This is a genomic window from Halomonas stenophila (genome assembly GCF_014192275.1).
Classification (GTDB): Bacteria; Pseudomonadota; Gammaproteobacteria; order Pseudomonadales; family Halomonadaceae; genus Halomonas; species Halomonas stenophila.
Genome location: NZ_JACHXR010000002.1, coordinates 24872 through 47474, shown reverse-complemented (window position 1 = coordinate 47474; position 22603 = coordinate 24872). Strand labels below are relative to the sequence as shown.

Sequence of the window (22603 nt, the reverse complement as noted above, 5' to 3'; positions counted from 1 at the left end):
CATGAGCGATATTCTCGACCGCCTCCATGACGTGCTCGAACAGCGCCGCCAGGCGGCCCCCCAGGACTCCTACGTGGCCAGCTTGCATGACAAGGGCCTGAACAAGATACTCGAGAAGGTCGGCGAGGAGGCCACCGAGACCCTGCTGGCGGCCAAGGATGCCGAGGCCGGTGACCCGGAGCAGCGCCAGGCAGTGATCGCCGAAACGGCCGACCTGTGGTTTCATAGCTTGGTGATGCTCTCGCATCTGGGGCTCGACCACCATCAAGTGCTCGACGAGCTCGCGCGTCGCTTCGGCCTCTCCGGCCATGACGAGAAGGCCGCGAGGAAACGCTAGAATCGACCCTTCCGGGCGAGGCCCCGGACCCGAACCAGAGGAAGTCGCTATGTTAGGTGGTATCAGTATCTGGCAGCTGCTGATCGTGCTCGGCATCATCATCCTGATCTTCGGCACCAAGAAGCTGCGCAACGTCGGCGGCGACCTGGGCGGTGCCGTGAAGGGCTTCAAGAAGGCCATGCACGACGAGGACAAGGGCGAGGATGCCGACGACAAGCCCCAGGCCCAGGTGCGCCATGACGACGAGGGCCATACCTACGACGTCAAGGCCGAGCAGAAGCCCGAGGAACGGGAAGAGCGCAAGTAAGCCGCCATGTTCGACATCGGCTTCCTCGAACTGTTGATCATCGGCGTAGTGGGCCTGCTGGTGCTGGGCCCCGAGCGCCTGCCCAAGGCCGCCCGGACCCTGGGCCTGTGGATCGGCAGGATCAAGCGCACGGTCTCCGGCATGCAGCGCGAGATCAGCGCCCAGCTCGAGGCCGAGGAACTGCGCCAGAAGCTCGACGAGCAGCAGAAGAAACTCGACGAGGGCGTCAACCGGGTCAAGCGTGACGTGGAGGGCCTCGCCGACACGCCATCGCGGGACGCCGCCAAGCCCTCCGCCAGGGACGTCGCCGAGGAGGCGCCCTCCTCGCCGCCTCCCGAGCAGCGCCTCGACGATGCCCTGGCCCGGGCCCGCGAGACGGCCGCCGATGAGCCAGACGCCGACGCCCACAAGGACTCTGCCGCGCGATGAGCCACTCCGACGATTCCCGGGACTCCAGGCAGGCCCAGGCCCCGCTGATCGAGCACCTGATCGAGCTGCGCTCGCGGCTGATGCGGGCCGTGGTGGCCATCCTGGTGATCTTCCTCGGGCTCTACGCCTTCGCCAACGACATCTACGGCTTCGTCGCCGAGCCGCTGATGGCGTTGCTGCCGGAAGGCTCCCAGATGATCGCCACCGAGGTCGCCTCGCCCTTCCTGGCGCCCTTCAAGCTGACCCTGGTGGTGGCGGTGTTCATCGCCGTGCCCTATGTGCTCCACCAGGCCTGGGCCTTCGTGGCCCCCGGGCTCTACGACAACGAGAAGGCCCTGGCGCTGCCGATCCTCGCCTCCAGCATACTGCTCTTCTATGCCGGCGCGGCCTTCGCCTACTACGTGGTCTTCCCGCTGCTGTTCGCGTTCTTCACCCAGACCGGGCCGGAGAACGTGGCGGTGATGACCGACATCAACCAGTACCTGAACTTCGTCCTCAAGCTGTTCTTCGCATTCGGGGTGGCCTTCGAGATCCCCATCGCCACCTTCCTGCTGATCCTCAGCGGGGCGACCACGGTGGAGAGCCTGTCGAAGAAGCGCCCCTACATCATCCTCGGCTGCTTCGTGGTGGGCATGCTGCTGACCCCACCGGACGTGATCTCCCAGAGCCTGCTGGCGGTGCCCATGTACCTGCTCTACGAGGTCGGCCTGCTGTTCGGGCGACTGGTGCGCCGCAAGCGCGAGAAGGACGCCGCCGACGAAGACGAGGCATAAGGAAGAAGGAGACAGGCTATGTCCTTTTCTTCCCTCTTCCAGGCGCGAAGTGCCGGTCTTCCCTCTTGTAGTGGCGCAGCCGCGCTCTTCAAGCTTTCGACTTACAAGTCCATCAGTTCGTCGATGCGATCGACCAGCTTGAAGATGCCGGTGGCCGCCTCGCCGATGCGGGTGGCCAGCATATAGGCCGGGGTGGTGACCACGCGGTGCTCGAAGTCGACCACGATGTCCTCCACGCTGCAGGTGCGGTGCAGGCCGCCCATGCTGCTGATCGCCCCGGCCACGCCCGGGTCATGACCGATGGTCACGGCAATGCCCGGCCCCAGCAGGCGCGGCACCATCACCGGCGCGACGCACATCAGGCCGATCGGCTTGCGATCCTCGTGGAAGGCGGCCAGGGCCTCCACCAGGTCCCCCTGGATCACCATGTCGGCACCGGCCTCGGCGAAGTTGGAGAGATTCTTGGCCGCGCCGAAGCCGCCCGGCAGGATCACCGCATCGAAGTCATCGGCATCGAGCTCGGTCAGCGGCTCGATCTCGCCCCGCGCCAGGCGCGCCGACTCGACCAGCACGTTGCGCCGCTCCCCGTCGGCCACCTCGCCGCTGCGATGGTCGATGACATGGTGCTGGCCGATGTCCGGCGCGAAACAGCGGTAGCCGATGCCCAGCTGATCGAGCCGCAGCAGGGTCAGGGTCGTCTCGTAGATCTCCGAGCCGTCCTGCACGCCGCACCCCGACAGAATGACCGCCACCTGTTTGCTCATGTCCTTCTCCTCGAACGTATCCTGCCGATAGGCGACAGGGCCGGTAACCGTGAAGCCACCACTTTAGAGAGTCGCCCTGGGTGCGACAAGGCGCGTCTTCCGACGCCCGGCCACACTGATATACTCGGGTCATTGTCATCATGCTGTCATCCCCGGCCACCAGACTCTTCGCTGGCGGCCCTGGTCCCGTTTCGGAGAAGATGCCTTGAGTTTCACGACCTCTCGCCAGTATCCCGCCACCCGCATGCGTCGCATGCGCCGTGACGACTTCTCGCGCCGCCTGATGCGCGAGCACACCCTGACCGCCGCCGACCTGATCTGGCCGGTGTTCGTGCTCGAGGGCGAGGGGCAACGCGAGGCGGTGCCGTCGATGCCGGGCGTGGAGCGGCTGTCGCTGGACCTGCTCGTCGAGGAGGCCAGGGAGGCCCATGCCCTCGGCATCCCGGTACTGGCGCTGTTCCCGGTGGTGGACCCCGCGCTGAAGAGCGAGCTGGCCGAGGAGGCCTACAGCGCCGGCGGCCTGGTCCAGCGCAGCGTGCGCGCCCTCAAGGAGGCCGTGCCCGGGCTCGGCATCATGACCGACGTGGCCCTGGACCCCTACACCAGCCACGGCCAGGACGGCATCCTCGACGACGACGGCTATGTGCAGAACGACCGCACCGTGGAGACGCTGCTCAAGCAGGCGCTGTCCCACGCCGAGGCCGGCGCCGATATCGTCGCGCCCTCGGACATGATGGACGGCCGCATCGGCGCCATCCGCCAGGTGCTCGAGCAGGAGCAGTTGCACAACACGCGGATCATGGCCTACAGCGCCAAGTATGCCTCGCGCTACTACGGCCCCTTCCGCGATGCCGTGGGCTCCGCCACGAACCTGGGACGCGCCGACAAGTTCACCTACCAGATGGACCCGGCCAATGGCGACGAGGCCCTCCACGAGGTGGCCCTCGACCTCGCCGAGGGCGCCGACATGGTGATGGTCAAGCCGGGCATGCCCTACCTGGACGTGGTGCGTCGGATCAAGGAGGAGCTCCGGGTGCCGACCTTCGCCTACCAGGTCAGTGGCGAGTACGCGATGCACATGGCCGCCTTCGACAACGGCTGGCTGGATGCCGACAGCGTGATGCTCGAGTCGCTGACGTGCTTCAAGCGCGCCGGTGCCGACGGCATCCTGACCTATTTCGCCAAGCGGGCGGCCAGGCTGCTCGCGGACTAACCGCCGGAGGGGAGTCGCCTCCGGTCCACGACAGGAATCCCCATGGACGAATCGCGCCGCCCCGACACGCCCTCCGCCCCCGAGATAGCGCCCGGCAGCGAGGTCCCCGCCCCGCGACTCAACCAGACCCGCACCGGCATCAAGCCCAAGGCGATGCCGGACCCGGAGGCCGACCTCGGCGACCCGGGGCTGTACTTCAACCGGGAACTGTCGCACCTGCAGTTCAACGTGCGGGTACTGGAGCAGGCCCTGGACGAGGCGCACCCGCTGCTCAACCGGCTGATGTTCCTGCTGATCTTCTCGTCCAACATGGACGAGTTCTTCGAGATCCGCGTGGCCGGGCTGAAGAACCAGGTGGCCCTGGGCGACGAGACCACCGGCAGCGACGGCCGCCTGCCGCGCTCGGTGCTGGCCGAGATCGCCCAGATCGCCCATGAGCAGGTGGAACGCCAGTACCGCATCCTCAACGAGGCGCTGATCCCTGCCCTGGAGACCCAGGGCCTGCGTTTCCGTCGCCGCGGCGACTGGACCGACGCCCAGCGCGCCTGGGTACGCGACTACTTCGAGACCGAGATCATGCCGGTGATCAGCCCCATCGGGCTGGATCCTTCCCATCCCTTCCCGCGGCTGGTCAACAAGAGCCTCAACTTCATCGTCGAGCTGGAGGGCAAGGATGCCTTCGGTCGCGAGGGCGGCATGGCCATCCTGCCGGCGCCGCGCTCGCTGCCCCGGGTGATCGCGCTGCCCGACGACCTCTGCGAGGGCGGCTTCACCGAGTACGTCTTCCTGTCATCGATGATCCATGCCCATGCCGAGGAGGTCTTCCCCGGCATGACGGTGCGCGGCTGCTACCAGTTCCGGCTGACCCGCAACGCCGACATGTCGGTGGATCCCGAGGATGTCTCGGACCTGGCCTCGGCCCTGCGCGGCGAACTGCTGTCGCGGCGCTATGGCAGCGGTGTGCGCCTGGAGGTCGCCGACAACTGCCCCGAGGATCTCGCCGACTTCCTGATCAAGCAGTTCGAGCTGGAGGCGAGCGACCTCTACCGGGTCAACGGCCCGGTGAACCTGACCCGCATGATGTCGGTGCTGGGCGAGGTGGAGCGTCCCGAGCTGTGCTACCGCTCCTTCACCCCCGGCCTGCCCAAGGCGCTGAGCAAGCGCGACAGCGTGCTCCAGGCCGTGGCCGAAGGCGACATCCTGCTGCACCACCCCTTCCAGTCCTTCTCGCCGGTGGAGGAGATGCTCCGCGAGGCCGCCCGGGACCCGGACGTGCTGGCCATCAAGCAGACCCTCTACCGCACCGGGGCCGACTCGCCGATCGTCAATGCCCTGGTGGAGGCGGCGGGCAACGGCAAGGAGGTCACGGTGGTGATCGAGCTGCGGGCGCGCTTCGACGAGGCCGACAACCTGGCCCTGGCCTCGCGGCTGCAGGAAGCCGGGGCCATCGTCATCTACGGGGTGATGGCCTACAAGACCCATGCCAAGATGATGCACATCGTGCGCCGGGAGAAGGGCCAGCTGCGCCACTACGCCCACCTGGGCACCGGCAACTATCACTCCAAGACCGCCAAGCTCTACACCGACTACAGCCTGCTCACCGCCAATCCCACCCTGTGCGCCGACGTGCACAAGGTCTTCCAGCAGCTCTCCGGAATGGGCCGCGCGCGCCAGATCGAGAAGCTGCTGCACGCCCCCTTCACCCTGCACGAGCGGCTGGTGGCGATGATCGACCGGGAGGCCGAGCATGCCCGCAAGGGCAAGCGCGCCCACCTGATCATCAAGTGCAACTCGCTCACCGAGCCGAAGCTGATCCAGGCCCTCTACCGGGCCTCCCAGGCCGGCGTGGAATGTGACCTGATCATCCGCGGCATGTGCTGCCTGCGCCCGGGGCTGCCGGGCATCTCCGAGAGCATCCGGGTGCGCTCGATCATCGGCCGCTTCCTCGAACACAACCGGGTGTTCCACTTCCACAACGACGGCAAGCCCGAGACCTGGGGGTCCAGCGCCGACTTCATGGCCCGCAACATGTTCCACCGGGTGGAGACCTGCTTCCCGCTCCTCGACAAGAAGCTGGCCGCCCGGGTGCGCAAGGACCTGGAGACCTACCTGGTGGACAACTGCCAGAGCTGGCTGCTGCAGGGCGACGGCACCTACGTCAAGCAGGCCCCGGGCGATGCCGCCCCCATCAGCGCCCAGGAGACGCTGCTCTACGCCTACGCCGCCCGCGCCTAGGGCCCGTTGCCTAGCCTCGCTTGAAATCGGCGAGGTCGGCCTCGTCGAGGCCGTCGACCCGTTCCGGCAGGCGGCGGGCCTGTCGGGCCAGGCGCAGCGCCTGGCGCTCGGCCAGCAACTCGGCATCGTCGTCCAGGGTCCGCCCATCGAGCTCGCCCAGTTGGGCCATGCCCTGGTGGTAGAAGGCCAGCACCGCCAGGGCCCGTTCGTCCCCGTCGGCCATGCCCCGGCGCAGGGCGGGCAGGTAGCCACTCACCGTCGAGAGCCGTTGCTTGAGCCGCCAGCCGTAGCGCACCGGGCCCAGCCAGGGCCGGTCGCGCAGTCCGGCCAGCACCAGGCCGGTGGCGCCCAGCCCGAGCAGCACGCCCAGGGCATTGAGCCAGAGACTGGGGGTGAAGGCGGTGCCGAGCAGCTGGGTGAAGACCAGCCCGAAGACGATCAGTTGGCCGGCCATGGCCAGGCCGACCAGGCGTGAGGTCCGACGGTAGGCGTGGGGGTCGTGGGACTCGAAGCGAAACGACATGGGAGGGCCCTGACGGAGGGTGGACGATGCCGGGATTATCCCGGCATCGTCCGGCTGCGTACAGTCGGCGCCGTCGCTGGGCGCCCCGCCTCAGGCTCGCTCGTCGACGCCCGTCTCCCGCAGCCGCTCCGCCGCGGTCGTCAGCAGGTGCTCGGTGGTCTCCCAGCCGATGCAGGCATCGGTGACCGAGACCCCGTAGCGCAGCTTGCCGGGGGCCAGGGGCTGCTTGCCCTCGTGGATATGGCTCTCCAGCATCAGCCCGACCAGGGCGGTGTCGCCGGCCACCCGCTGGCCCAGCACATCGAGCATCACCTCGCTCTGGCGGCGGTGGTCCTTGCGCGCATTGGCATGGCTGCAATCCACCATCAGCCGGGGCGTCAGGCCCGCGGCCTCCAGGGCCCGCCGGCTGGCGACCACCTGGGGCGCCCGGTAGTTGGGCTCGCCGTGCCCCCCGCGCAGCACCACATGGGTATGCGGGTTGCCCGGGGTCTCGCGCACCATCGGCCGGCCGTCCGCGGCCATGGCGAAGTGCTGGTGGGGATGGGCCGCGGCGCGCATGGCATCGATGGCCACCTGCAGTTCGCCGCTGGTGGCGTTCTTGAAGCCCACCACGGCCTCGAGACCGCTGGCCATCTCGCGGTGCAGCTGGGACTCGGTGGTGCGGGCCCCGATCGCCACCCAGGCCAGCAGGTCGTCCAGATAGGGGGCGAGCATGGGCTGCAGCAGCTCGGTGGCCACGGGCAGGCCCAGCCCGGCGATCTCGCGCATCAGCGTGCGTGACAGCTCGAGGCCACGGGCCAGGTCACCACGGCCGTCCAGGTCCGGGTCATAGGCCAGCCCCTTCCAGCCCACGGTGGTCCGTGGCTTCTCCACGTAGACCCGCATCACCGGCAGGATGCGATCCTCGATATGCGGGGCCAGGGCCGCCAGCCGCCGGGCATACTCGAGGGCGGCCTCGGGGTCATGGATCGAACAGGGGCCGACCACCACCAGCAACCGGTCGTCGCGGCCCGCGAGGATCTCGCGGATGGCCTGGCGCTGGCCCTCGATGCCTCGGGCCAGGGCTGGCTCGAGCGGCAGCGCTCGGTGCAGGGCCTCGGGGGTGGGCAGGTGGCTGGCGGCGTCGCGACGGCCTTCGCTCGCGTCGGTCAGTGAAGGGCGGGCAAGGGAAACGGGGGCGTTCATGGGGGTCAACTCCGTGAGCGGGAACATCGGCTAGTCGTCATGCCACCGGCAGTCTCACGGTCGGAGGTGGCGCCCTGGCCCGACCGCGCATCGCTAAATCGCCAACCATAGCCGTAATAGTCCCGTCCCGGGGTGCGGAACTCGGCGTGGGCGCGATGCGGTGCGGTCATGGGGCGTCTCCTGTCGTCGTGTTGCGGGGCCTGCAATGCAGAACCCCCGAGCGGGGTTGCCGTCCGGGGGTTCTGTGTGCGGAGGCAACCCTGGGCGGGCGTGCCTCGCGGCGTGGTCCTTGGCGCTGGGTCAGGACACGGCCGCCGGCACGCCGGCGCTAAACCAGTCACCCGGCCAATAGCGATCGATACCGCCGACGCTGCCTTGACCACGGGCCGCCGTCACCGCCACGGGGGCGGTCTGCGGGTCGCACGGGGTCATGGGTCGGCTCGATGACATGGTCGTCTCCTGAGGTCTGCTGCCATCCTGCCGTCTCGCGGGGCGGATGGCAAGGGCGACGTGCTCACCGGCGGCTCAGCCGGTGGCCAGTTGCACCCAGCCGATGGTCGCCGGCAGCGCGCTCATGCCCACCAGCACCGCCAGGCCCAGGAAGACCGCCAGCAGGCCGCTGTCGTCCTTGAAGTTCTCGTCGTGTCCCGCCATGTCATGTTCCTCTCGGAGTGGTCGTCAGGATGTCCGGCATTCTAGCGAAGATGCCGGCCGCCATCGACCGGCAGGCTGATCCCGGTCACGTCGCGGTTGGGGTCGGGGATCAGGATGAGCGAGGCACTCATGCCTGCCGCTCGCGCACCAGGCTGCCCACGGTCGGCACCAGCGGGTCCCGCGGCGCATAGGCGAAGACGTCGGAGAACACCCGGGACGGCACCAGCCCCAGCGAGGCCAGGACATCGACGCAGGCATAGACCATGCCCGGCGAGCCGGAGAGGTAGACGTCATGGGCGGAGACGTCGTCGAGGTGCTCGGCCAGGGCCTCGTCGATCCGCCCCCGGTGGCCGGTCACCCGTTCGGCATCGAAGCCGGCCTCCAGCGGCTGCTCGCTGACGCCATGGAAGGTCACGCCCTCGTGCCGCTCCGCCCACTCCCGGGCCAGGCGCTCCAGGTAGAGGTCGCGGCGCTCCCGGGCGGCCCACCACAGCGCGACAGGCCGCGAGGGGTCGGCGTGCAGGGCCGCCTCGACGATGGCCTTCATCTGGGCGAAGCCGGTCCCGGCGGCGACCAGCAGCAGGGGGCGCTCGCTGTCGGGATCCAGCACGCAGTCGCCGCCGGGCAGGCGCAGGGTCAGCTGTTGGGCCTCCACCAGCAGCTCGCGCAGCCGGGCGGAGTTGCTGCGCTCCGGCCAGTGCTGGATATGCAGCTCGAGCCGGCCGTCGCCGCCGTGGGCGTTGGCGATGGAGAAGGGCACCCAGGTCGCGTCGTCCAGCTGCATCTCGAGGTACTGGCCGGGGGCGTGGGCCATGGCCTCGGGGCGGCCCTCCAGGTGCACGCGGAAGACGTCGGGGGTGAGGTCCTCGACCTCGACGACCTGGCAGGTCAGGGTCCTTGCCGTCATGAATGCCTCTTGTCGGTGTCAGGGGATTCGATACCCAGCTCGCCCCACCGCTCGCTGACCCGGGCCTTGACGGCCGCGTCCATGACGATGGGCGTGCCCCACTCGCGGTCGGTCTCGCCGGGCCACTTGCCGGTGGCGTCGAGCCCCATCTTGGAGCCCAGCCCCGCCACCGGCGAGGCGAAATCCAGGTAGTCGATGGGCGTGTTCTCCACCAGCACCGTGTCCCGGGCCGGGTCCATGCGGGTGGTGATGGCCCAGATCACGTCCTGCCAGTCCCGGGCGTCCACGTCGTCGTCGAGGACCACCACGAACTTGGTGTACATGAACTGGCGCAGGAAGCTCCACACGCCCATCATCACCCGCTTGGCGTGACCGGGGTACTGCTTCTTCATGGTCACCACCGCCATGCGGTAGGAGCAACCTTCCGGCGGCAGGTAGAAGTCGACGATCTCGGGGAACTGGCGGCGCAGGATGGGCACGAAGACCTCGTTGAGCGCCAGCCCCAGGACCGCCGGCTCGTCGGGGGGACGGCCGGTATAGGTGGAGTGGTAGATGGCGTCACGGCGCAGGGTCATGCGGGTCACCGTGAACACCGGGAAGGTCTCGACCTCGTTGTAGTAGCCGGTGTGATCGCCGTAGGGGCCCTCGGGGGCCGTGTCGTCCGGATGGATGAAGCCCTCGAGGATGATCTCGGCGGAGGCCGGCACCTCCAGCTCGGCATGGCCGCATCTGACCAGCTCGGTGCGCGAGCCGCGCAGCAGCCCGGCGAAGGCATACTCCGAAAGGCTGTCCGGCACCGGCGTCACCGCGCCGAGGATGGTGGCCGGGTCGGCGCCCAGGGCCACCGCCACCGGGAAGGGCTCGCCGGGATGGGCCCGGCACCATTCCTGGAAGTCCAGGGCGCCGCCGCGATGGGACAGCCAGCGCATGATCAGGCGGTTACGAGAGAGCTTCTGCTGGCGATAGATGCCGAGGTTCTGGCGCTTCTTGTGCGGCCCCCGGGTGATCACCAGCGGCCAGGTCACCAGCGGGGCGACATCGCCGGGCCAGCAATGCTGGATGGGCAGGCGGCCGAGGTCGACATCCTCGCCCTCGAGGACCACCTCCTGGACCGGCGCCCGCTTCAGGACCTTGGGCCCCATGCTCATGACCTGCTTGTAGACCGGCAGCTTGTCCAGGGCATCGCGGAAGCCCTTGGGCGGTTCCGGCTCCTTGAGGAAGGCCAGCAGTTCGCCGACCTCGCGCAGGGCATCGACGGAGTCCTGGCCCATGCCCAGAGCGACCCGTTTCGGCGTGCCGAAGAGGTTGCCGAGCAGCGGCATGTCGTGGCCCTTGACGTTCTCGAACAGCAGCGCCGGCCCGCCGGCCCGCAGGGTGCGGTCGCAGATCTCGGTGATCTCCAGATAGGGATCGACCTCGGCGGTGATGCGCTTGAGCTCGCCCTGCGCCTCCAGTGCCGCGATGAACTCGCGCAGATCCTTGTACTTCATGCGGCCTTCCCGTTTCCCGAACGACAAAAAACAAGAGGGGCAGCATAGCATGCCGCCCCTCGAGGATGCTGCGGTGACAAGCGCCGCACGGCACTCGTCATCACGATGCAAAAACCAGACGTGGAGAGCTGTCCGTCGCGAGCGCAGGCGGACCGGGGCGCGCGGCCAAGGCGGAAAACAGCGACAAAGCGTCAGGATGGACGATTCGGGCAGCTCCGCTGCTCGTAGCGCGAGCGACAGGGACGTCGCGAGCCCCGAGCGCGGCGTTGACTTTAGTCAATGAGCAGTCCGATCGGACTGGCGCACCCGCTGTTCTCCCACGCCGTATCGTCGAGCGCAGCAGGACAGCATCAGCGCCGCTTCATGGCCTCGAAGAACTCGAGGTTGGTCTTGGTGTCCTTCAAGCGATCGATGAGGAACTCGGTGGCCGCCACGTCTTCCATGGGGTTGAGCAGCTTGCGCAGGATCCACATGCGCTGCATCTCGTCCTCGGAGGCGATGAGGTCCTCACGGCGGGTGCCGCTGCGGCGGATGTTGAGGGCCGGGTAGACCCGCTTCTCGGCGAGCTTGCGGTCCAGGTGGGCCTCCATGTTGCCGGTACCCTTGAACTCCTCGAAGATCACCTCGTCCATCTTGGAGCCGGTGTCGACCAGCGCCGTGGCGATGATGGTCAAGCTGCCGCCCTCCTCGATGTTACGCGCCGCGCCGAAGAAGCGCTTGGGCTTCTCCAGTGCATGGGCGTCGACGCCACCGGTGAGCACCTTGCCCGAGGAGGGCACCACGGTATTGTAGGCCCGGGCCAGGCGGGTAATGGAGTCGAGCAGGATCACCACGTCCTTCTTGTGCTCGACCAGGCGCTTGGCCTTCTCGATGACCATCTCGGCCACCTGGACGTGGCGCGCCGGCGGCTCGTCGAAGGTCGAGGCCACCACCTCGCCGCGCACCGTCCGCGACATCTCGGTGACCTCCTCGGGCCGCTCGTCGATCAGCAGCACGATCAGGTGGCATTCGGGGTTGTTGCGGGTGATGGAGGTGGCGATGTTCTGCAGCATCAGCGTCTTGCCCGCCTTGGGCGGCGAGACGAGCAGGCCGCGCTGGCCCTTGCCGATGGGCGCAGTGAGGTCGATGATTCGCGCCGTCAGATCCTCGGTGGAGCCGTTGCCGATCTCCATGCGCAGCCGTTCCTGGGGGAACAGCGGCGTGAGGTTCTCGAAGAGGATCTTGTGCTTGGCGTTCTCGGGCTTGTCGAAGTTGATCTCGCTGACCTTCAACAGCGCGAAGTAACGCTCCCCTTCCTTGGGCGGACGAATCTTGCCGGAGATGGAGTCGCCCTTGCGCAGGTTGAAGCGTCGGATCTGGGACGGCGAGACATAGATGTCGTCGGGGCCGGCCAGGTAGGAGCTGTCGGCACTGCGCAGGAAGCCGAATCCGTCCTGCAGGATCTCCAGCACGCCGTCGCCGTAGATGGCCTCGCCGCTCTTGGCGTGCTTCTTGAGGATGGCGAAGATGATGTCCTGCTTGCGGGAGCGTGCCAGGTTGTCGATGCCCATTTCACGGGCGATCTCCAGGAGTTCCGGCACGGGCTTTTGCTTGAGTTCGGTAAGATTCATCGGTGTGTTCAGAAGTTGCTCGTGGAAGCCGGGCAGTCATGCGCCGTATGAGACAGGAGGCGAGACGGTAACGCCGCGTGGATGCGTTCAGAGCCCGGACAGGCTGCCACTCGTCGTGTGCATCGTATGGCCGTGGGCTGACAACCGCCTGAGAAGGGATGCCGGGCCAGTTCGGGAGCGAGGGAGCAGGTTCGTTTTCGCCTGAATCAGCGGCTCGTGGCCGAGGGCCAGGATCGCGGGCTGATGCAGTGGGCTATCTGACGACTTGGAAATGACCGCGGCGCAGTCGCCTTGAGCGGTCGGAAAGCATTCGGAACAGGCGAACGCCTCGATATTAGTCAACGCCGTCAGGAAACGCAAGCCTCGCGGCGTCCCCGGCCATGGCGCAATTGACATGGCCGGGAGGGGCCCGCAACCTTTGGCCAGTCACCCTCAAGGACCCGCCATGACTGCGCCAACGGACCGGTTCGCCACCGCCCTCGCGAGCGAACCCGCGATCGCCCCCGAGCCCCGCCGCCTTGCCGCCATCGACCTCGGCTCCAACAGCTTCCACCTGCTGGTCGCCAACTACCGGGACGACCGGCTGCAGGTGGTCGCCCGGCTCGGCGAGAAGGTGCAGCTGGCCGCCGGACTCGACGACGACGGCTTCCTCGCTGAGGACGCCATGACCCGGGCCCTGGACTGCCTGGCCCGCTTCGCCCCCTTCCTGGAGGGCATCGGCCGCCGCGACCTGCGGGTGGTGGGCACCAACGCCCTGCGCGATGCCGAGAACAGCCAGGCCTTCATCGAGCGCGCAGAGGCCCTGCTGGGGACCCGCATCGAGATCATCGCCGGCCGCGAGGAGGCCCGCCTGATCTACCTGGGTGCCGCCCACGCGGTGGCCGAGGACGGCCGACGGCTGATCGTCGACATCGGCGGCGGGTCCACCGAGTTCATCATCGGCGAGCGCTTCGAGCCGCTGGCCCTGGAGAGCCTGCGGATGGGCTGCGTGACCTTCACCCGGCGCTTCTTCGACACCGGCGAGATCACCGAGAAGCGCATGCGCCGTGCCGAGCTGGCGGCCCTCTCGGAGCTCGCCAACATCCGACGCCCCTACCACACCCTCGGCTGGGCCGACCCGGTCGGTTCCAGCGGCACCATCAAGGCCGCGGCCGCGGTGATCGCCGCCGCCGGCAAGGGCCCCGAGGGGGTGATCACCCGCCAGGGGCTGCTCGACCTGCGCAAGCGGCTGCTCAAGTGCAAGCGCCTGGACAGGGTCGCCATGACCGGGCTCAAGGCCGACCGCGCCCGGGTCTTCGCGGCCGGCATCGCCATCCTCGGCGCCGTCTTCGAGGCCTTCACGCTGGAGGAGATGCGCTATGCCGACGGCGCCCTGCGCGAGGGAGTGCTCTATGACATGGTGGGCCGCCACAGCCCCGAGGATTCCCGCCTCAAGACCCTGGACAACCTGTCGCGGAGCTATGGGGTCGATGGCCGCCAGGCGGACAACGTGGCCAGCACGGCCCTCGGCCTGCTCGACCAGGTCCGCGAGGCCTGGGAGCTGGACGACGACCACGCTCGCTTCCTCGAGTGGGGCAGTCGCCTCCACGAGCTCGGCCTGGCCATCTCCCACAGCCAGTTCCATCGCCACGGCGCCTATCTGCTGGAGCACTCCGACCTGGCCGGCTTCTCGCGACCGGAGCAGCGCCTGCTGGCCTTCCTGGTCCGCGCCCACCGCCGCAAGTTCCCGGCCAAGGAGTGGCAGGCCCTGCCCGCCGCCGAGCAGCGCTCCCATGTCCGGCTCGCCCGCCTGCTGCGCCTGGCGGTGACCCTCAACCACTCGCGCCCGGAACAGCCGCCGGCCCTGCCGGTGCTCGAGGCCGACGGCGAGACCCTGCATCTGCACCTCGACGCGGGCGACGAACCGCCCCTGCTACTCGCCGACCTGGAGCAGGAGGCCGGCTATCAGCAGGCGGTCGGGCTGCCGCTGACCCTCACCACCCACTGAGCCGGCCTCAGGCCTCCTCCCAGCCCTCGGCACGGGTCAGCCAGCGGCCCGGCTGGCCGACCGCCACCACGCGATCCCCGTGCCAGGCGACCAGCAGCCGGTCGCGCTCCCAGGGCGGCACCCCCCACTCCTGCAGCAACCGCTTGAGGTCACGCTGGCCGCGACCGGCCAGCCGCAGACGCTCCCCGCCGCACCGCGGGGCCAGGCGCAGCGCCACCGGCCCGCCCGCCCGGGGGACGAGAGACACCCTCAGCCGGCCCAGCGGCGTCGCCAGGGCCTGCCGGCCATCCCAGTCGGCCCGCCACGCCGGCGCCAGCGGACGCGGCGGGGCCATCAGGTAGAGGCGCTCCCGCCAGCGACGCGCCTCGGCGCCGGGCCAGGCCACCCGCACCACGGCATCCCGGGGAGCACCGAGCTGGGCGAGCAGCGTCGCCAGGCGACGGGCCGGCGGCCGCGGCAGCTCCAGCCGGGCCAGGCAGTGGCGCACCAGCAGGCGCCGACGCGGTGCCGACAGCGCCAGCAGGTCGGCGACGGGCAGCCGGCCGGGGTCGCCGCCCAGCCGGGCCAGGTCCTCGCCGGCCAGTTCCTCGAGCAGCCCCTCGGCCTCGCCGACCAGCGCCGCGCTGCGGGCCAGGCCCTCTCCCGCCCGGGGCCAGCGCCCGGCCAGCAGCGGCAGGACCCGGTGGCGCAGGAAGTTGCGATCCGGCCCCTCCTCGGCATTGCTCGGGTCCTCGACCCAGGCCAGCGCCCGCCGGCCGGCCTCAGCCTCGAGGGCGGCCCGAGAGACGCCGAGCAGCGGGCGTGACAGGCGCGCCCCGGTCAGGCCCTTGCCGAGCCCGCGCACCTCGGGCATGGCGGCGAGGCCGCGGGGACCGGCACCGCGCAGGGCGGCCAGCAGGAAGGTCTCGGCTTGGTCGTCACGATGCTGGGCCAGCCACAGGGTCTCCCCGGGCCGCAGCCTCCGCGCGAAGGCGGCGTAGCGGGCGGCCCTGGCCTCCCCCTCGAGCCCACGGCCCGCCGCCGGGTCGACGCCGACGTGGTCGACGTCCAGGGGCACGCCGAGCCGCGACGCCAGCCATCGGCAGTGGCGCTCGAAGTCGTCGGCGGCGGCCTGCAGGCCGTGATGCACGTGCAGCGCCCGCAGCGGGCGCGGGTGGCGGCGGCAGGCGTCCGCGGCGAGGGTCAGCAGCAGGCAGGAATCCAGCCCGCCGGAGAGCGCCACCCACACGCAACGCCCCGGCGGCGTCTGGGCCAGGGCGTTGTCGATCACGGCTTGCAGGGAAGAGGGCTCGAGGCTCATCGGCAGGAACACCGCTCAGGGGAAGCTACATGCCGCCTGGGGGCGGCCCCAGCAGCGAGCGTCTTTGGAGGAGCCCACCCCCCAGAGGCCTCTTCGAGCGACGATCAGGCCAGGCGGAGAAGACCGAAGCCGCGGAGTTTACCTACGGGTAAATGAGCAGGATGAGGTCTTCTCCAACACCGCCTGATCGAGCGCAGACAGGCCCGGTATCACACCGGGGCGCCGTAGCTCATCAACCGCTCATACCGCCGCGCCAGCAACGTCTCGGTGTCCAGCCCCTCCAGCCGGTCGAGGCTCGCCAGCAGCGAGGTCTTGATGCGCTCGGCGGTGGCCGCCGGCTGGCGATGGGCGCCGCCCAGGGGCTCGGGAATCAGGGTGTCAACGAAACCCAGCTCCTTGAGGCGCTCGGCGGTGATGCCCATGGCCTGGGCCGCGTCGGAGGCCTTCTCGGCGCTCTTCCAGAGGATGGAGGCGCAGCCCTCGGGGGAGATCACCGCGTAGGTGGAGTACTGCAGCATGGCCAGCTCGTCGCAGACGCCGATGGCCAGCGCCCCGCCGGAGCCGCCCTCGCCCACCACGGTGGCGAGGATCGGCGTCTTGAGCCGCGACATCACCCCCAGGTTGTAGGCGATGGCCTCGCTCTGGCCGCGTTCCTCGGCATCGATGCCGGGATAGGCCCCGGGGGTGTCGATGAAGGTCAGCACCGGCATGCGGAAGCGCTCGGCCATCTCCATCAGGCGGCAGGCCTTGCGGTAGCCCTCGGGACGCGGCATGCCGAAGTTGCGACGCACCTTCTCCTTGACGTCGCGGCCCTTCTGGTGGCCGATGACCATCACCGGCCTGTCGTCCAGTCGGGCCACCCCGCCGACGATCGCGGCGTCATCGGCGAAGCGGCGATCCCCGTGGAGCTCGTCGAAGTCGGTGAAGACGTGCTCCAGGTAATCCAGGGTATAGGGCCGCTGGGGGTGACGGGACAGCTGGGAGACCTGCCAAGGGGTCAGGTCCTTGAAGATCGACTCGGTCAGCTTGCGACTCTTCTCCTCGAGCCGGCCGATCTCGTCACTGAGGTTGACCTGGCTGTCGTTGCCGACCAGGCGCAGCTCCTCGATCTTGGCCTGGAGTTCGGCGATGGGCTGTTCGAAATCTAGGTAGTTGGGATTCATGGGCTAGCCTTGTCTCGTCGGCCGAAGAGGCGACCGGGGGGAAGCGTCAAACGGTAAGCATTATCGCACCCTGACACGCCCACGCAAGGCAGCTCACTGACGCAGGCATGCAACCCGCGATGGTCCGACACTTCGGGGCCTGTCGACGGGTTAGCCCCGATGCCTCGGACGGCCCCCGGCAGTGACATTCGCATGCTCAGCGGTACTTGAGGCGTACGCCGTCCTGCCCCTCCACCTCGCGCAGGGCGATCAGCAGCTCGTCGGACGGCATGACCTTCCACTCCTCGGCGAGTTCCAGCCAGCCGGCGGCCTCGGCGTTGCGATAGCGCAGCCGCACCGGCAGGCCGTTGCCGTCGCGGTGGGGCGATAGACTGTCGCGCAGGCTGTCCACCAGGCGGCCGTTGACCCGGGAGCCGTCGAGGGACAGCTCCACGGCCTGGCCGTAGCGGGTGCGGGCATCGACCATGGGGGTGATCTCCTTGCCGCGCAGCCGCAGCCCCCCGGAGTAGTCGTCGCTCTGCACCTCGCCCTCGACGATCAGCACCTGGTCGGTATCGAGACGGCCGCGCACGGCGTCGAACAGCTCGCCGAACAGCGAGGCCTCGATGCGCCCGGTGCGGTCGTCCAGGGTGACGAAGGCCATGGTGTCGCCGCGCTTGGACTTCATGGTGCGCATGCCCACCACCAGGCCGGCGACCCGTTGTGGCTCCCGGGAGGGCTTGAGCTCGCTGATGCGCGTCGACACGAAGCGCTCGAGCTCTTTCTCGTACTCGTCGATGGGGTGGCCGGTCAGGTAGAGCCCCAGGGTGTCCTTCTCGCCGGCCAGGCGCTCCTTGTCCGTCCAGTCGCGCACCCGGCGGTAGTCGGCATAGACGTCGGCGGTGTCGTCTTCCTCGTTCGCGGCACCGAAGGCCTCGCCGAACATGTCCATCATGCCGAGGTTCTGGTTGGTCTGGTTCTGGGCCGCCGCCTTCAGGGCATCGTCCAGGGCCGCCGCGAGCACCGCCCGGCTCGGCCCCAGGGTGTCCAGCGCCCCGGAGCGGATCAGCGCCTCCAGGGTGCGCTTGTTCATGCGCTTGGGATCGACCCGCTTGCAGAAGTCGAAGAGATCGCGGAAGGCGCCGCCGTCCTCGCGGGCCTCGACGATGGCGCCGATGGGGCCCTCGCCGACGCCGCGGATGGCGCCGAGGCCATAGACCACCCGCGCCTCGGCATCGACGGTGAACTTGTAGCCGCCGACGTTGACGTCGGGCGGGGTCACGGTGAGCCCCAGGTGGCGGCATTCCTCGATCAGCGGCACCACCTTGTCGAGGTTGTCCATCTCGGTGGACATCACCGCCGCCATGAAGGGCCCCGGATAATGGGCCTTCAGCCAGGCCGTCTGATACGAGACCAGTCCGTAGGCCGCGGAGTGCGACTTGTTGAAGCCATAGCCGGCGAATTTCTCCACCAGATCGAAGATGTTGCCGGCCAGGTCCTTGTCGATGCCGTTGGTGGCGCAGCCCTCCATGAAGCCGACGCGCTGCTTGGCCATCTCCTCGGGCTTCTTCTTGCCCATGGCGCGACGCAGCAGGTCGGCCTGGCCCAGGGAGTATCCCGCCAGCACCTGGGCGATCTGCATGACCTGCTCCTGGTAGAGGATGATGCCGTAGGTCGGCTCCAGTACCGGCTTGAGCAGCTCGTGTTGATAATCCGGGTGGGGATAGGAGATCTCGGCCCGGCCGTGCTTGCGGTTGATGAAGTCGTCGACCATGCCCGACTGCAACGGGCCGGGGCGGAACAGCGCCACCAGGGCGATCATGTCCTCCAGGGAGTCCGGCAGCAGGCGCTTGATCAGCTCCTTCATGCCGCGGGATTCGAGCTGGAACACCGCCGTGGTCTCGGCCTTCTTGAGCATCTCGAAGGTGGGCGCATCGTCCAGCGGGATGGCGTCGATGTCCAGCGGGCCCTGCCCCTCGACGGCGCGCACCTTGTCGACCATCTCCAGCGCCCAGTCGATGATGGTCAGGGTCCGCAGGCCCAGGAAGTCGAACTTGACCAGGCCAGCGTCCTCGATGTCGTTCTTGTCGTACTGCACCCTCAGGCCGCTGCCGTCCTCGTCGCACAGCAGCGGCGAGAAGTCGGTGAGCTTGGTCGGCGCGATCACCACCCCGCCGGCGTGCTTGCCCGTGCCGCGGGTGATGCCCTCGAGCTTCTTCGCCATGTCCCAGATCTCCTGGGCCTCCTCATCGGCCTCGAGGAAGTCCTTGAGCTGGGGCTCGTCCTCGATGGCCTTGGCCAGGGTCATGCCCACCTCGAAGGGAATCAGCTTGGAGAGCTTGTCGCCCAGCGAGTAGGGCTTGCCCTGGGCGCGAGCCACGTCGCGCACCACCGCCTTGGCGGCCATGGTGCCGAAGGTGACGATCTGCGAGACGGCGTCACGGCCGTAGCGCTCGGCGACGTAGTCGATCACCCGGTCGCGCTTCTCCATGCAGAAGTCGACGTCGAAGTCGGGCATCGAGACCCGCTCGGGGTTGAGGAAGCGCTCGAACAGCAGATCGTGCTTGATGGGGTCCAGGTCGGTGATCTTCTGGGCATAGGCCACCAGCGAGCCGGCGCCGGAGCCGCGCCCCGGCCCCACCGGGACGTCGTTGTCCTTGGCCCACTGGATGAAGTCCATCACGATCAGGAAGTAACCCGGAAAGCCCATCTGCAGGATGATGTCGAGTTCGAAGTCGAGCCGCTGGCGGTAGCGGACGTCGATCTCGGCGTACTCGGCCCCGTCACGCGGGTAGCGCTCGGCGGGGTAGAGGAAGTCCAGGCGCTCGGTGAGGCCGTCGTGGGAGATCTTGCGGAAGAACTCCTCCTGGGTCATGCCCTCGGGGATCGCGTATTCCGGCAGGAAGATCTCGCCCAGGCGCACCTCGACATTGCAGCGCGCGGCGATCATCACGCTGTTCTCGAGCGCCTCGGGAATGTCCGCGAACAGCTCGGCCATCTCCCCGGGGCTCTTGAGGTACTGCTCCTCGGTATAGCGGCGCTCGCGGCGCTTGTCGTCCAGCGCCTTGCCCTCGCCGATGGCCACCCGGGTCTCGTGGGCCCAGAAGTCCTCGCGTGCGAGGAAGCGCACGTCGTTGGTGGCCACCACCGGGGTGCCGGTCTCCACGGCCAGGTCCACCGAGAGGTGCACGCACTCCTCCTCCAGTGGCCGGCCGGTCCGGGTGAGCTCCAGGTAGAACCGCCCGGGGAAGGCGGCCAGCCACTCCTCGAGCAGGGCCCGGGCCTCGTCATGGTGATCGGTGAGCAGGTGCCGGCCGATCTCGCCCTCGCGGCCACCGGAGAGGGCGATCAGTCCCTCGCTCTGGGCGAGCACCCAGGCCTTGTCGAGCAACGCCTGGCCGTGCCGCTGCCCCTCCACCCAGCCGCGGGAGATCAGCTCGGTGAGGTTGCGGTAGCCGACGTCGTTCATCGCCAGCAGGGTGAGCCGGTAGGGGTGGGCCTCGTCGTGAGGGTTGGCCAGCCACAGGTCGCTGCCGATGATCGGCTTGAGGCCTGCACCCTGGGCGCCGGTATAGAACTTGACCAGGGCGAAGAGGTTGGCCTCGTCGGTGAGGGCCAGGGCCGGGGTGCCCTGGGCCACCGCCGCCTTGACCAGCGGCTTGAGACGCACCAGGCCGTCGACCAGGGAGAATTCGCTGTGCACGCGGAGATGAACGAAGGGAGCGGTCATGGCGGACTCGAGGTTCGGTAGTGAGTGGGGCGATGCTAGAAGGGTCTACAGAGTACCGTCTTCAGCACTGTCGCTCGGAGCTGATCCGGGGGCAGGCCTACGAGGAGGCGCTGTGAACCCCTCCCTGGGCGCTACCGACGCCATCCTGGCGTAGGACCTCCTCTACGGCCTGCCCCCGGCGCCCCGCGATGGAGTGCAAGTTGTCAGAACAGGGCCAGCTGGCGTTTCACGGGCGCGAAGGAGCGGCGGTGCTCGGGCAAGGCACCCAGGCGCTCCAGGGCGGCCAGGTGCTCGCGGGTCGGGTAGCCCTTGTGGCGAGCGAAGCCGTAGCCGGGATGGCGGGCATCCAGGGCCCGCATGCCGGCGTCCCGGGCCACCTTGGCCAGTATCGAGGCCGCCGCGATCGCCGGATGGCGGGCGTCGCCCTTGACCACGGCCTGGCCGGGCACATGATGCCCCGGGAGCCGATTGCCGTCCACCAGCAGGTACTCCGCCGCGGGCGCGAGGGCATCGATGGCGCGGCGCATGGCCAGGTGTGTCGCATGGTAGATGTTGTGCTCGTCGACCTCGGCGGCGCTGGCCTCGGCCACCGCGAAGGCCAGCGCCCGGGCGCGGATCTCGGCGTCCAGCGCCTCGCGCCGGCCGGCGCTCAGCGTCTTGGAGTCGGTGAGCCCGTTGATGGGCGCGGCCGGGTCGAGGATCACCGCGGCGGCCACCACCGGGCCGACCAGGGGGCCGCGCCCGACCTCGTCGACCCCGGCCAGCAGGCGCCCCCGGTAGTCGATGACCAGCGGGGGGAAGTCCTCGGCCCTCATGCGCTCTCCCCCCCGACCGGCTCGGGGGCGACGCTGGCGGGCAGCGCCCGGCCCGCCACCAGGGCCTCGAGGGCCTCGCTGGCCCGCCGGCTGGCATCGCGCTGCAGGCCGGCATGCATCTCGGCGAAACGCGCCTCCAGGGCGGCCCGGCCCTCGGCGTCGTCGAGCAGCGCGGCGAGCCGGGCGGCGATGGCCACGGGGCTGGCCGCGTCCTGGATCAGTTCCGGCACCAGGGTCTCGCGGGCGATCAGGTTGGGCAGCGAGATCCACTCGGTCTTGACCAGGCGCCTGGCCAGCCAGTGGGTCACGGGCGCCATGCGGTAGGCGACCAGCATGGGACGGTGGCAGAGCATCGCCTCCAGCGCCGCGGTGCCCGAGGCCAGCAGCACCAGGTCGCTGGCCACCATCGCCTCCCGCGCGCGACCAGCGACCAGGGTCACCCGCCCGCGCAGCGCCTCGCGGCCCTCGAGCAGGGCCTCGAGCTCGGCCCGCCGAGCCGGGGTGGCGGCGGGGATGACCACCCGCAGCGCCTCGCGCTCGCGGCACAGTCGCTCCGCGGTGTCGAGGAAGGTCGCGCCGAGGAAGCGGATCTCGTTGGCCCGGGAGCCCGGCAGCACCGCCAGCAGCGGTCCCGTCGTCGGCAGCCCCAGGGCATCCCGGGCACCCTGCCGGTCGTTGACCAGCGGCAGCTCGTCGGCGAGCGGGTGGCCGACGAAGGCCACGGGCACGCGGTGGCGGGCATAGAAGGCCGCCTCGAAGGGCAGGAAGGTGAGCATGGCGTCCACCGAGCGGGCGATGCCCTTGACGCGCCCCTGGCGCCAGGCCCACACGGAGGGGCTGACATAGTGGGCGGTGGTGATGCCGGCCTCGCGCAGCGCCCGCTCCAGGCCGAGATTGAAGTCCGGGGCGTCGATGCCGACCATGATGTCGGGCCGCCAGTCGAGGGCGTCGCGCTTCAGGGTGCGGCGCACCCGCAGCAGCTCGGGCAGGTGCCTGACCACCTCGACCAGCCCCATCACCGACAGGATCTCCAGCGGGAAGCGGCTGTCCATGCCCTCGTCGATCATGCGCGGCCCGCCGATGCCGCGAAAGGCGATATCCGGGTGACGCGCCTTCAGGGCTCGCATCAGGCCGGCGCCGAGGATGTCGCCGGACAGCTCGCCGGCCACGAGATAGACACGCATGCCCGTGCTCACGATGCC

General features: G+C 69.3%; 20 protein-coding genes. 7 read left to right on the top strand and 13 right to left on the bottom strand.

Annotation, left to right across the window (positions count from 1 at the left end; all coding sequences use genetic code 11):
• Nucleotide 1: 1 nt before the first annotated feature.
• Genes FHR97_RS04325 through tatC form a run of 4 tightly spaced genes read left to right on the top strand, consistent with a single transcriptional unit; the run spans nt 2 to nt 1846 of the window.
• The gene (locus tag FHR97_RS04325) at nt 2-337 is read left to right on the top strand and encodes a phosphoribosyl-ATP diphosphatase (RefSeq protein ID WP_183382550.1); all 336 of its coding nucleotides are present in this window, start codon (nt 2-4) and stop codon (nt 335-337) included.
• 49 nt (nt 338-386) lie between these two features.
• Nucleotides 387-644: a Sec-independent protein translocase subunit TatA gene (gene tatA / locus FHR97_RS04320; RefSeq protein WP_183382549.1), complete on the top strand. Its 258-nt coding sequence runs from the start codon at nt 387-389 to the stop codon at nt 642-644.
• A gap of 6 nt (nt 645-650) precedes the next feature.
• The gene (tatB, locus tag FHR97_RS04315) at nt 651-1073 is read left to right on the top strand and encodes a Sec-independent protein translocase protein TatB (RefSeq protein WP_183382548.1); all 423 of its coding nucleotides are present in this window, start codon (nt 651-653) and stop codon (nt 1071-1073) included.
• Nucleotides 1070-1846, top strand: a complete 777-nt coding sequence (gene tatC / locus FHR97_RS04310) for a twin-arginine translocase subunit TatC (protein ID WP_183382547.1) — start codon at nt 1070-1072, stop codon at nt 1844-1846. The genes tatB and tatC overlap by 4 nt, the downstream gene beginning before the upstream one ends.
• A 101-nt stretch (nt 1847-1947) precedes the next feature.
• Here tatC and elbB read toward each other — a convergent pair whose 3' ends face one another.
• Entirely contained in the window at nt 1948-2610 is a 663-nt protein-coding gene (gene elbB, locus FHR97_RS04305; RefSeq protein WP_183382546.1) for an isoprenoid biosynthesis glyoxalase ElbB, read from the bottom strand.
• A gap of 205 nt (nt 2611-2815) precedes the next feature.
• On the opposite strand from elbB, the gene hemB reads away from it, so the two are divergent.
• Together hemB and ppk1 are read left to right on the top strand one after the other, a co-directional pair.
• Nucleotides 2816-3823 carry a porphobilinogen synthase gene (gene hemB / locus FHR97_RS04300; protein ID WP_183382545.1) on the top strand — a complete coding sequence of 336 codons (1008 nt, stop codon included), beginning with the start codon at nt 2816-2818 and terminating at the stop codon, nt 3821-3823.
• Between the two features lie 42 nt (nt 3824-3865).
• On the top strand, nt 3866-6058 hold the full coding sequence (gene ppk1, locus FHR97_RS04295) for a polyphosphate kinase 1 (protein WP_183382544.1): 2193 nt from the start codon (nt 3866-3868) through the stop codon (nt 6056-6058).
• 10 nt (nt 6059-6068) lie between these two features.
• Here the strand turns inward: ppk1 and FHR97_RS04290 are convergent, their stop codons facing one another.
• From FHR97_RS04290 to rho, 7 genes are all read right to left on the bottom strand, one after another.
• On the bottom strand, nt 6069-6581 hold the full coding sequence (locus tag FHR97_RS04290; RefSeq protein WP_183382543.1) for a DUF3087 family protein: 513 nt from the start codon (nt 6579-6581) through the stop codon (nt 6069-6071).
• 90 nt (nt 6582-6671) lie between these two features.
• A complete protein-coding gene (locus FHR97_RS04285) occupies nt 6672-7766 on the bottom strand; it encodes a 3-deoxy-7-phosphoheptulonate synthase (protein WP_183382542.1) in 1095 nt (364 codons plus the stop codon).
• Nucleotides 7767-8066: 300 nt separating this feature from the next.
• Nucleotides 8067-8216 (bottom strand): hypothetical protein, encoded by a 150-nt coding sequence (locus FHR97_RS04280; protein WP_183382541.1) that lies wholly within the window; start codon nt 8214-8216, stop codon nt 8067-8069.
• Nucleotides 8217-8291: 75 nt separating this feature from the next.
• Nucleotides 8292-8420 (bottom strand): hypothetical protein, encoded by a 129-nt coding sequence (locus FHR97_RS20480; protein WP_263591145.1) that lies wholly within the window; start codon nt 8418-8420, stop codon nt 8292-8294.
• 127 nt (nt 8421-8547) lie between these two features.
• The gene (locus tag FHR97_RS04275) at nt 8548-9327 is read right to left on the bottom strand and encodes an NAD(P)H-flavin reductase (protein ID WP_183382540.1); all 780 of its coding nucleotides are present in this window, start codon (nt 9325-9327) and stop codon (nt 8548-8550) included.
• Nucleotides 9324-10817: a 4-hydroxy-3-polyprenylbenzoate decarboxylase gene (gene ubiD, locus FHR97_RS04270; RefSeq protein WP_183382539.1), complete on the bottom strand. Its 1494-nt coding sequence runs from the start codon at nt 10815-10817 to the stop codon at nt 9324-9326. The genes FHR97_RS04275 and ubiD overlap by 4 nt, the downstream gene beginning before the upstream one ends.
• A 350-nt stretch (nt 10818-11167) precedes the next feature.
• Complete coding sequence (rho, locus tag FHR97_RS04265) at nt 11168-12427, bottom strand: transcription termination factor Rho (RefSeq protein WP_183382538.1); 1260 nt, start codon at nt 12425-12427, stop codon at nt 11168-11170.
• Nucleotides 12428-12872: 445 nt separating this feature from the next.
• Between rho and ppx the strand changes: the two genes are divergently transcribed.
• On the top strand, nt 12873-14414 hold the full coding sequence (gene ppx / locus FHR97_RS04260; RefSeq protein WP_183382537.1) for an exopolyphosphatase: 1542 nt from the start codon (nt 12873-12875) through the stop codon (nt 14412-14414).
• 7 nt (nt 14415-14421) lie between these two features.
• Here the strand turns inward: ppx and tilS are convergent, their stop codons facing one another.
• The 5 genes from tilS to lpxB form a co-directional block, all read right to left on the bottom strand.
• Nucleotides 14422-15714, bottom strand: coding sequence for a tRNA lysidine(34) synthetase TilS (tilS, locus tag FHR97_RS04255; RefSeq protein WP_183382536.1), 1293 nt, complete (start codon nt 15712-15714; stop codon nt 14422-14424).
• 209 nt (nt 15715-15923) lie between these two features.
• The gene (gene accA, locus FHR97_RS04250) at nt 15924-16877 is read right to left on the bottom strand and encodes an acetyl-CoA carboxylase carboxyl transferase subunit alpha (RefSeq protein WP_183382535.1); all 954 of its coding nucleotides are present in this window, start codon (nt 16875-16877) and stop codon (nt 15924-15926) included.
• Between the two features lie 196 nt (nt 16878-17073).
• Complete coding sequence (gene dnaE / locus FHR97_RS04245; protein WP_183382534.1) at nt 17074-20586, bottom strand: DNA polymerase III subunit alpha; 3513 nt, start codon at nt 20584-20586, stop codon at nt 17074-17076.
• Between the two features lie 203 nt (nt 20587-20789).
• Nucleotides 20790-21401, bottom strand: coding sequence for a ribonuclease HII (gene rnhB, locus FHR97_RS04240; RefSeq protein WP_183382533.1), 612 nt, complete (start codon nt 21399-21401; stop codon nt 20790-20792).
• Complete coding sequence (gene lpxB, locus FHR97_RS04235) at nt 21398-22585, bottom strand: lipid-A-disaccharide synthase (RefSeq protein WP_183382532.1); 1188 nt, start codon at nt 22583-22585, stop codon at nt 21398-21400. Before lpxB ends, rnhB begins: the two co-directional genes overlap by 4 nt.
• Nucleotides 22586-22603: the final 18 nt, after the last annotated feature.

Excerpts from the sequence above, each read along its gene's own strand:
- FHR97_RS04325 (WP_183382550.1), top strand. The coding sequence starts at position 2 with ATGAGCGATATTCTCGACCGCCTCCATGACGTGCTCGAACAGCGCCGC.
- tatA (WP_183382549.1), top strand. The coding sequence starts at position 387 with ATGTTAGGTGGTATCAGTATCTGGCAGCTGCTGATCGTGCTCGGCATC.
- tatB (WP_183382548.1), top strand. The coding sequence starts at position 651 with ATGTTCGACATCGGCTTCCTCGAACTGTTGATCATCGGCGTAGTGGGC.
- tatC (WP_183382547.1), top strand. The coding sequence starts at position 1,070 with ATGAGCCACTCCGACGATTCCCGGGACTCCAGGCAGGCCCAGGCCCCG.
- elbB (WP_183382546.1), bottom strand. The coding sequence starts at position 2,610 with ATGAGCAAACAGGTGGCGGTCATTCTGTCGGGGTGCGGCGTGCAGGAC.
- ppk1 (WP_183382544.1), top strand. The coding sequence starts at position 3,866 with ATGGACGAATCGCGCCGCCCCGACACGCCCTCCGCCCCCGAGATAGCG.
- FHR97_RS04290 (WP_183382543.1), bottom strand. The coding sequence starts at position 6,581 with ATGTCGTTTCGCTTCGAGTCCCACGACCCCCACGCCTACCGTCGGACC.
- FHR97_RS04285 (WP_183382542.1), bottom strand. The coding sequence starts at position 7,766 with ATGAACGCCCCCGTTTCCCTTGCCCGCCCTTCACTGACCGACGCGAGC.
- FHR97_RS04280 (WP_183382541.1), bottom strand. The coding sequence starts at position 8,216 with ATGTCATCGAGCCGACCCATGACCCCGTGCGACCCGCAGACCGCCCCC.
- FHR97_RS20480 (WP_263591145.1), bottom strand. The coding sequence starts at position 8,420 with ATGGCGGGACACGACGAGAACTTCAAGGACGACAGCGGCCTGCTGGCG.
- FHR97_RS04275 (WP_183382540.1), bottom strand. The coding sequence starts at position 9,327 with ATGACGGCAAGGACCCTGACCTGCCAGGTCGTCGAGGTCGAGGACCTC.
- ubiD (WP_183382539.1), bottom strand. The coding sequence starts at position 10,817 with ATGAAGTACAAGGATCTGCGCGAGTTCATCGCGGCACTGGAGGCGCAG.
- rho (WP_183382538.1), bottom strand. The coding sequence starts at position 12,427 with ATGAATCTTACCGAACTCAAGCAAAAGCCCGTGCCGGAACTCCTGGAG.
- ppx (WP_183382537.1), top strand. The coding sequence starts at position 12,873 with ATGACTGCGCCAACGGACCGGTTCGCCACCGCCCTCGCGAGCGAACCC.
- tilS (WP_183382536.1), bottom strand. The coding sequence starts at position 15,714 with ATGAGCCTCGAGCCCTCTTCCCTGCAAGCCGTGATCGACAACGCCCTG.
- accA (WP_183382535.1), bottom strand. The coding sequence starts at position 16,877 with ATGAATCCCAACTACCTAGATTTCGAACAGCCCATCGCCGAACTCCAG.
- dnaE (WP_183382534.1), bottom strand. The coding sequence starts at position 20,586 with ATGACCGCTCCCTTCGTTCATCTCCGCGTGCACAGCGAATTCTCCCTG.
- rnhB (WP_183382533.1), bottom strand. The coding sequence starts at position 21,401 with ATGAGGGCCGAGGACTTCCCCCCGCTGGTCATCGACTACCGGGGGCGC.
- lpxB (WP_183382532.1), bottom strand. The coding sequence starts at position 22,585 with ATGCGTGTCTATCTCGTGGCCGGCGAGCTGTCCGGCGACATCCTCGGC.